The 7,978-nt window shown below is 47.3% G+C and carries 11 protein-coding genes and 1 pseudogene; all 12 read left to right on the forward strand.

Going from position 1 to position 7,978, the window contains the following annotated elements; translation table 11 throughout:
• Nucleotides 1-1,251 (forward strand): hypothetical protein (locus tag KQI17_RS13020; protein ID WP_253285837.1); only part of this gene is annotated, 1,251 nt, incomplete at its 5' end.
• An 87-nt stretch (nucleotides 1,252-1,338) separates the two neighbouring features.
• Complete coding sequence (locus KQI17_RS13025) at nucleotides 1,339-1,608, forward strand: type II toxin-antitoxin system Phd/YefM family antitoxin (protein ID WP_177305783.1); 270 nt, start codon at nucleotides 1,339-1,341, stop codon at nucleotides 1,606-1,608.
• Nucleotides 1,598-1,801 carry a type II toxin-antitoxin system YoeB family toxin gene (locus tag KQI17_RS13030; RefSeq protein ID WP_216496636.1) on the forward strand — a complete coding sequence of 68 codons (204 nt, stop codon included), beginning with the start codon at nucleotides 1,598-1,600 and terminating at the stop codon, nucleotides 1,799-1,801. Before KQI17_RS13025 ends, KQI17_RS13030 begins: the two co-directional genes overlap by 11 nt.
• Nucleotides 1,802-2,010: 209 nt before the next feature.
• Nucleotides 2,011-2,772 (forward strand): ParA family protein, encoded by a 762-nt coding sequence (locus KQI17_RS13035; protein ID WP_216496637.1) that lies wholly within the window; start codon nucleotides 2,011-2,013, stop codon nucleotides 2,770-2,772.
• Nucleotides 2,772-3,020: a hypothetical protein gene (locus tag KQI17_RS13040; RefSeq protein WP_216496638.1), complete on the forward strand. Its 249-nt coding sequence runs from the start codon at nucleotides 2,772-2,774 to the stop codon at nucleotides 3,018-3,020. Before KQI17_RS13035 ends, KQI17_RS13040 begins: the two co-directional genes overlap by 1 nt.
• A gap of 101 nt (nucleotides 3,021-3,121) precedes the next feature.
• Nucleotides 3,122-3,562: a helix-turn-helix domain-containing protein gene (locus tag KQI17_RS13045; protein ID WP_216496639.1), complete on the forward strand. Its 441-nt coding sequence runs from the start codon at nucleotides 3,122-3,124 to the stop codon at nucleotides 3,560-3,562.
• Entirely contained in the window at nucleotides 3,552-3,995 is a 444-nt protein-coding gene (locus KQI17_RS13050; protein ID WP_216496640.1) for a hypothetical protein, read from the forward strand. Before KQI17_RS13045 ends, KQI17_RS13050 begins: the two co-directional genes overlap by 11 nt.
• 44 nt (nucleotides 3,996-4,039) lie before the next feature.
• On the forward strand, nucleotides 4,040-4,255 hold the full coding sequence (locus KQI17_RS13055) for a hypothetical protein (RefSeq protein ID WP_216496641.1): 216 nt from the start codon (nucleotides 4,040-4,042) through the stop codon (nucleotides 4,253-4,255).
• Complete coding sequence (locus KQI17_RS13060) at nucleotides 4,252-4,716, forward strand: hypothetical protein (protein WP_216496642.1); 465 nt, start codon at nucleotides 4,252-4,254, stop codon at nucleotides 4,714-4,716. The genes KQI17_RS13055 and KQI17_RS13060 overlap by 4 nt, the downstream gene beginning before the upstream one ends.
• Before the next feature lie 808 nt (nucleotides 4,717-5,524).
• Nucleotides 5,525-6,547 (forward strand): hypothetical protein, encoded by a 1,023-nt coding sequence (locus KQI17_RS13065; protein ID WP_216496643.1) that lies wholly within the window; start codon nucleotides 5,525-5,527, stop codon nucleotides 6,545-6,547.
• A 14-nt stretch (nucleotides 6,548-6,561) separates the two neighbouring features.
• Entirely contained in the window at nucleotides 6,562-7,359 is a 798-nt protein-coding gene (locus KQI17_RS13070; protein ID WP_216496644.1) for a hypothetical protein, read from the forward strand.
• A 332-nt stretch (nucleotides 7,360-7,691) separates the two neighbouring features.
• A pseudogene (locus tag KQI17_RS13075) lies at nucleotides 7,692-7,978 on the forward strand (hypothetical protein); the annotation flags it as partial.

Consider the following 7,978-nt stretch of genomic DNA (forward strand, 5'->3'; position numbering starts at 1 on the left):
AACGGTATTGCGTTGGTTGTGCCTCAGAGGTTAAAAGAGGTGCAGGAGAATGGCGTTGCGCTGGAGATCAAGGGCGATGGAAAAGCCAGCCGTCATGTGATCATGGACGAGCTGAAGGAACTGGAGGATATTAAGAACACCGATTTTACGATCATGTCCCCCATCTCGTATTTTGGTCGGCAGCGCCGGGGGCAGAATGCCCGCTATCTCTATGCGATGGTGTTTGATCTGGACGGCGTAGGTATGCCGCAGCTTCGTGACACACTGCATCAGATGAATAAGGACATTATTCCCAAGGCAACCTTCGTAGTAAACAGCGGGACAGGGCTGCACCTGTATTATGTGCTGACCGAGCCGGTTCCCATGTATCCGCATAATCAGAAGATTTTGAAGGAACTGAAATATGCCCTTACCCGGCAGATCTGGAACAGGTTTACCTCGTCCATCCGTGAGCCGCAGATGCAGGGTATTTTGCAGGGCTTCCGTGTGGTGGGAACCGGCACAAAGCTGGGAAAGGAATATCCCGTGGTGGCCTATCGGTATGGCGGTGCGGTGGAGCTGGAGAAGCTGCTTGACTATATCCCAGACAGCAACGGTGAGCAGCAGCGCATACAGGCGCTCATGCGAAAGAGCCGCCTGTCACTGGCCGAGGCAAAAGAGAAGTACCCAGACTGGTATGAGCGCCGGGTGGTGAAGAAGGAACGTCGGGGGCGCTGGACGGTGAAGCGGGATCTCTATGATTGGTGGCTGCATCGGATCGCCGAGGAGATCCGTGTGGGCCATCGGTTCTACGGAATCATGACGCTGGCCATTTACGCCAAGAAATGCAACATAGACGAAGCGGAGCTGCGCCGGGATGCTTTCGCCCTGCTTAAACCATACGATGATATGAGCGAGGAGGACATCAACCGCTTTACAAAGGACGATATTGTGTGCGCTCTGGAGATGTTCAACGAGGACTATGTGACATTTCCGAGAGATGATATTGCCAAGCTCTCCGGCATGACTATGCCGGTCAATAAGAGAAATTGGCGTAAGCAGGAACAGCATTTACAATTCGCTCGCGGAATTCGTGAGATAAAAGCAAAATTGGGGGATGATGTTACGGGGGGAGGTCGCCCATCTGGGCGCCATCAGATTTTGGAGTGGCGGCAGCAGCACCCAGAAGGGAGCAAGGCAGATTGCCATAGGGACACTGGCCTTGATCCTAAGACGATACGCAAGTGGTGGGATGATATTTACATCACATGAGAAAGAAAAGACTTGAATTGAATTGATAAATAAGGTACAATAAAAAGGACAAGAAACGGTACATAATATAGACTGGAGGTGTCTTTTATGATTGCTATTAACTTTACGACTGCCCGTGGTCGCCTGAAGGATTTTTGTGATAGGGTGACAGACAGAGGAGAGACGGTAATTGTAACCAGAAAAGCTGAAAAAAACGTTGTAATCATTAGCGAGGAACGCTTTAACGAGCTGGAGAAGGCGGAGCGGAATGCTGCCTATCTTGGGAAATTGGAGAGAGGGCTGGAGCAGGTTCACGCTGGCCTTGGGATTGTGAAAACGATGGAGGAGCTGGAGGCGATGGTGGGCGATGGCATATAACATTACCTTTTCGCCTGACGCTTGGGCGGATTACCTGTACTGGCAGTCAGAGGACAAGAAAACGCTGAAACGGATCAATAAGTTGCTCCAAGAGTTGCAGCGTGACGGGGCAGTACAAGGCATAGGAAAAGCGGAGTTGCTGCGGAAAATCAAGGGCATGAGTAAACGTATTTTAAGACTATGGCAGCAGTAGATGGAATCCCGTATCAGACCCTTATCAATCTCTATTTGAGGGATTGTGCGGACAATCATAGAAAAATTCAAATGTCTTGGCAGTAATGAAAAAGTGGAAGAACAGCGTGATCTTCCGCTTTTTATATTGCTATATATCTATAAATATAGTAAAATACAAATATAGTTATCTACAAAAATATGAAACTATAAAAATAGGAGCGTGAGTACATGATTATTGCAGTAGCAAATCAAAAGGGCGGTGTCGGCAAAACAACCACGTCCCAGGCATTGGCTGCAGGACTGGCAGCGAAGAGATACAGGGTTCTGGGGATTGACCTCGATCCGCAGGGAAATTTTTCTACGGCCTGCGGAGCAGAGAACTATAATGTCCAGACGATTTATGAGGTCATGAAGCGGGCAGCCAGCATCCAGAACGCCATTCAGCACACGAAGGGCGGCTATGACGTTGTACCGGCCAATATTATGCTGGCTGGCGCAGAGCAGGAACTCTCCCAGACCGGCAAGGAACACCGGCTGAAGGAGGCCGTGGCTCCGGTCGCTGGCGACTACGATTTTATTGTGATCGACACGCCGCCCTCCCTGGGGGTTCTGACGGTGAATGCCTTTACCTGTGCCACCGATATTCTGATTCCGACAACGGCGGGGATTTTTGCGACCGCCGGGATCTCTCAGCTCAACGAGACCGTCACCAGCGTTCAGAAGTATTGCAATCCGGCAGTCAAAGTGAGAGGAATTTTGTTTACGAGATTTAATCCGCGGGCAAATATCAGCCGACAAATGAAGGAGCTTGCGGAGCAGCTTAGCGAATACATTTCTGCGCCGATCTACAAGACTTACATCAGATCTGCTGTGGCGGTCGAAGAGGCACAGGCAAACAGCCGTGATATTTTTGACTATGCAGATAAGTCAACGGTAGCAGAGGACTATAAAGCATTTATTGATGAATTTCTGAAAGGAGTAAAAGAATAATGGAAGGGAAGGCAAAGTTTGACCGGGAGGCAGCGTTTAAGTCTATCATCGGAGCGGGACGCCAAAATGAGAATGCTGTTGTTGCTGAAGAACAAAATGCAAAGAAAAATAGTGACCGAGTGCAGCGAGCCTATTATCTGGATCGGGATATTGATAAGGCACTGCGTAGGATGGCGCTGGAGGAAGGAAAGAATCTGACGGAATCAGTCAACGACGCTTTGCGAGCAGGATTGACAAAATATCTGTAAAAACATGAGAAAAATTGAAAAGGCAATCTATGATTGCCTAAATGTAAACCGCAAGAGGTTTACATTATAGAAGCTGTTGGAATAAAATTAAAATGAAAAGTATGGAATTAAAAGAGAAGATTGTCGCTTTGCGTAAAGAGAACGGGCTGACACAATTGGCTGTTGCAGAGAAACTGGAAGTTTCCAGGCAAGCTATTTCACGCTGGGAATCTGGAGTGGCGCTGCCATCCACAGACAATCTTAAAAGTCTTAGTGCATTATATGGGGTTCCGGTTGACTATCTGTTGAACGATACCATAGAAAGAGGACATGACAAGGGTCAAGCAGGTACGCAATGCAGCGAACGAACGGTACCGCAGAAGAGGGACAAGACAAAAACAAAAAGAGTAGTTATAAGCGTTGCCATACTCCTTCTGGTTGCAGTTGTTGTGATCGCTTGTACAGTTGCAAAAGAGCGAGCTAAACAGAATATTCTAATAGAAAAAATGGAGAAAGAAAGTGTAGATACATCATCAGAAGGAGAATTTCAGTTTGAATGGTAAAGGTAAAGAGGGAGAGGAGGTGAGAGTGAAAATGAGAAAGTTTTTTTGCATGGTGCTGTCATTGGTGTTGGTAGCAAGCTTTCTCTGCATCAACAGTGGTGCAATAGAACTTACTGGGCAGATAGAAACGCCGGTTTTAATGCGTGCATCGGGAAGATTTGGAATAGATGTTCCGGGACACAAACTTGTGAAAGCAAAAACAAGTTTTCCATTGGAAGCGGGGGAACAGGTCACGATAAAGGCGTCATATTCTCCATTTGACGCTGAAGTTGACTTTGGCCTGATTACAGAAGATGGAATTTTTCATTTTCTAAGCGTTAACAGCGGTAGCTTTGATCGGACGATTACCGTTACTGAGCGAGGTAATTATACTTTTGCAGTGAGGAACAATTCTTCAAAGACAATTAATGTGTCTGGATATGTGAAATATTGATGATGAAAAACGAGCGTTGTAAATTGTTAAGTGAGGGGGAGTAAATGATCATAAAACTTTATAATTTTGTCTGTGGTGCGGCAATCGGCGAGCTGAGCTTAGTGATTGCCGCCGCTGTAGGAACAAGTTGCGCTGCTCTTTTCGGAAGAACATTGCATTACGAATCCCTCATCATTCTTGGATTGAATGTGTATGCACTACTACGGGTAATCGAGTATACACTGAAGCGTTATATAAACAAGGGAGGTAGACAAAAATGAAAAAAGTGATTTCACTCATCTTGGCGATTGCTATGGCAGGCTCTCTTTTCGTGTCTGCAAAAAACATTGAAAATCATAATGAGCTTACATCAAATAGATACTCATATCGATATAAGTTTTCGAGCAGAGAAAAAGATGGAGAATATAAAATTGTTGAGCCGACGAAGAGTCGAGAAGATGCGGAAACAGCAGCAGAAGTAGCTATTGCTTCGTGTACATTCTCTACGAAATTTCCTGCGGGAGTTGTGGCGATCGTAGTATTTCATTTGGGATCTGCAATTTATGATATGAGTGAACCGGGAGATGTGAAAATCTATAAGCAAGTAAAAGAAAAAATAAAGGTGGACAATCTTACTGGACAAGAAAGGGTTGTCGATACTTGGTGGATTATTGACTTAGAACTTTACAAGGCTGATGGCTCTCTCTATAATTCAAGGCAGCACACTCTCAAACTAAAGTAATAAGATATTGGTGTAGGCGTAACTTTAATATTACGCCTACACTCTTTTCATAACGGTTTACCCGTTTATATATGAACGGGTAAACCGTTATAAGGTTAATTTTAGTAATATGTTGACACTGCCAGTTACATATGGTAAGATGTTTTTGGATAGAAAAGGCTACGGTAGACGCTGATTGGAGACTTGAAAGAAAGGGGGAATAGATGGTGGCTGCGGGAGGCGTGTGGTCGGCAGCAGAAGTGAAGAATGAAGCTCGTCTGGGCGAGGGTAAATAGTAATTAGGCCCAGAGCGTCTTAGCTGGCAGATATGCCGGTCGGGGGTTTAGCGATTTGCTAATCAGAAGCCACTTTAGGTTCGATACACCTGTGTGATGCGTGGCTTGCCGTAGTAACCTTTGTGAACTGGAAAGCGCATCATGGACCCGGCATTAGTAATCCTTTTGAACGTGCCGGTAAATAAAACGTATCTGTTCCTATCCACTTTCTGATAGTAGCCGGAATACTGTAGATCTTCCGGAGAGCTGCACCCTCTACAAAGGTGCCGACAGAATCTGAACTGCCGTAGATCTCAATAAATCAGAGCTGCACACATAAGCAGATCAAAAAAGTGTAGGGAGTAATCCCAAACCCGTCATACATAAGACGTTAAAAAGTGTATTTTGCCGATTGCCGAGTCTCCGAATGGAGCTGGCATGAGGCGGCTTAGCTTGAACGAGAAATGTAGAAGTCTATAAAACTAAGAAAATAATTATGTAGTTTTATAGAAATATAGATTTATACAAATATAGATGCACGAAAGGAAGTCGGAATGGGACGTAGAAATAAAGCGTACTTCAAAGATCTGCACCAGCAAGCCTATGACCGGCTTACGGGGATGCAGGCATTTGGCGAAAGCAAAAAAGAGGCGGTAGCCAACGGTACAGCGAAGGACAAAATATTTTCCTTCAACACCTATAAGGACTACTGGAAGCATACGAAGTATTTTATCAAGTACATCAAGGATAACCATCCGGAGTGTACGACGCTGAAGAGCGCGAAGAAGTACACCAATGAGTGGCTTCAGGCCAGAGTGGATCAGGGGCTTTCAGCGTGGACGGTGCAGCTCGAAGCGAAAGCGCTGGGAAAGCTATACGGGATTTCCCCGGATGACGAGAATTACTTTAAGCCGCCCAAGCGAAACCGTGAGGAGATTAAACGGAGCCGGGGGGACCGGGTGCGGGACAAGCATTTCTCCAAGACGAACAATGATGAACTGATAAAATTTTGCAGAGGGACCGGTCTGCGGCGAAAGGAGTTGCAGGAGCTGCGTGGGAAAGATCTGGTGCCCAGGGCGCAAATTGAGGCGGAGATCTCCGAACTGCAAAAAATCCCGGAGGAGCAGCGAGCACCGAGCGTCACAAAGCGCCTTGAAATGCTCCAGGACGCATGTTTGTTCCCGGAGGAGTGGTTTATCCATGTCCGCAACGGAAAGGGTGGACGAGAGCGTTTAAGCCCGATTATAGGCAAAAATGCGGGGCAGATCATTGAACGGATAACTGATACACCGCCAGAGGAGAAGGTGTGGCAGCACGTCCATAACTGCGCCGACATCCACGGTTATCGTGCGGAGTATGCCACGGCGATCTACAAGGCTCATGCCAGGGCAATCGAAGAGATTCCCTATGACCGGGTAAACCGTGGCACCGGGCGGCGTTATCAAAGCGAGGTTTATACTTGCCGAAAAGATGAAGCGGGGAAGAAACTGGACAAGGCTGCTATGCTGATCTGCAGCAAGGCGCTGGGGCATAACCGAATCAGCGTCGTAGCGGATAACTATATTCGGGGCCTGTAAGGAGGTGCGCTGCCATGGGTGAGTTTGTAAAAAAGACAATGATGGGTTACAGGGAAGTCCCTGGCGGTCAGTCTGATCCAGAATGTACCCATGTAATTTTGACGGAGGCCGAATATGCCAAGCTGCTGCGGCAGCTTTCCGATGCGGAGCAGAAAGCCAGGATTACAAAGGCCGAGGCGGATAAAGAAATAAGAGAGGCCAACAGAGAAGCCGACAGAAAGGTCCAGGAAGCCGCTCTGAAGGCCAACCAGGCGATAGAGGCATGGAGGGTGGCCCTGGAGGCGGAGCGGGCGGAGAGCGCCCACCAGCGCCGCCTGAACGCTAATTTATTGCGAATCGCAAAAGAACGGGCCAATGCGGATCGAGGGCTGAAGCCTAAAAAGGAGCGGCCTGGGTATGTAGTAGTACACTCAGAAGAAAAAGAATACTCTTTTAGAGATGGAAGAAAGCAGTTGTATAAAGTAAAACTGTGGGAAACCATCATTCAGAGTCCGTATTCAGTAGAGTTTGCGGAATCGGTAGTAAGAAAGCAGATAGAAGATGAACTGTTCCCAGAGGGGAAAGAGTGGTTGATTGCCAAGATCGGCATAACTGGTAAATATAACGGTAGCTATGAAAAGATGCGGGCGGCCATGGAGAAGAATCCGGAAGATTCTTTTTATCGTGGAAATGTGGTGATTGCTCGGCAGCAGCGGTTAAAACGGAATTTTCGATCTAAGTATTGGGAAGTGGCAATCGTACACATTAAGCCGTTGGGAGATGTTCCGGAAGATTTAATTCCAGAGGTAAAGAAGCCTGTCCAGGGGACTTGAAAAGCTCTCCTGGACAGGCTATAATAACAATCAAAACAGGGAAAAACTCTATTGATAATATATGCCCCCCTTTAAGGGGTATGGCTAAAAAAAAGAAATTCTTCTCTCTGAAAGGGAGAAAGGCGGAGAGGAAAAGGGGGTGTGCGGAGGGGTGTGGTAATGTGGTAAACCTGAAAGGTTTTCCATCATTTCCATGCCCCGGAGCGAGGGGGAAAAGGGGAGGTGACTTTCTCTTTAAGCCGCCGTAGGCGGCGCTCTTTGGCTCCCCTTTTCCCCCTTCCCGCCCGCAGCGGATTTTCTTTTTGCTACTTTTTCTTTTGCGAGGTGATTTTATGAGTATGGATCAGCAGGCTGCTCTGGAGCGGCAGCGGGCGCTTTATCGGGAAAAGAACAACCATCTCGGGCGGTACCTGAAGCTGGTGACGCCGTTTGAGTTTTATCGGGGGATTTTCCCTGAGGGTTCGTTTGAACGCAGGGGGCATTATGAGGACGCTAAGGGAAACGGTATTGCGTTGGTTGTGCCTCAGAGGTTAAAAGAGGTGCAGGAGAATGGCGTTGCGCTGGAGATCAAGGGCGATGGAAAAGCCAGCCGTCATGTGATCATGGACGAGCTGAAGGA

The organism is Oscillibacter sp. MSJ-31 (assembly GCF_018918025.1).
Lineage (GTDB): Bacteria > Bacillota > Clostridia > Oscillospirales > Oscillospiraceae > Hominicoprocola.

What these genes read in the sequence shown, in the direction of transcription:
- KQI17_RS13025 (WP_177305783.1), top strand. Translation starts at nt 1,339, where the DNA reads ATGATTGCTATTAACTTTACGACTGCCCGTGGTCGCCTGAAGGATTTT.
- KQI17_RS13030 (WP_216496636.1), top strand. Translation starts at nt 1,598, where the DNA reads ATGGCATATAACATTACCTTTTCGCCTGACGCTTGGGCGGATTACCTG.
- KQI17_RS13035 (WP_216496637.1), top strand. Translation starts at nt 2,011, where the DNA reads ATGATTATTGCAGTAGCAAATCAAAAGGGCGGTGTCGGCAAAACAACC.
- KQI17_RS13040 (WP_216496638.1), top strand. Translation starts at nt 2,772, where the DNA reads ATGGAAGGGAAGGCAAAGTTTGACCGGGAGGCAGCGTTTAAGTCTATC.
- KQI17_RS13045 (WP_216496639.1), top strand. Translation starts at nt 3,122, where the DNA reads ATGGAATTAAAAGAGAAGATTGTCGCTTTGCGTAAAGAGAACGGGCTG.
- KQI17_RS13055 (WP_216496641.1), top strand. Translation starts at nt 4,040, where the DNA reads ATGATCATAAAACTTTATAATTTTGTCTGTGGTGCGGCAATCGGCGAG.
- KQI17_RS13060 (WP_216496642.1), top strand. Translation starts at nt 4,252, where the DNA reads ATGAAAAAAGTGATTTCACTCATCTTGGCGATTGCTATGGCAGGCTCT.
- KQI17_RS13065 (WP_216496643.1), top strand. Translation starts at nt 5,525, where the DNA reads ATGGGACGTAGAAATAAAGCGTACTTCAAAGATCTGCACCAGCAAGCC.
- KQI17_RS13070 (WP_216496644.1), top strand. Translation starts at nt 6,562, where the DNA reads ATGGGTGAGTTTGTAAAAAAGACAATGATGGGTTACAGGGAAGTCCCT.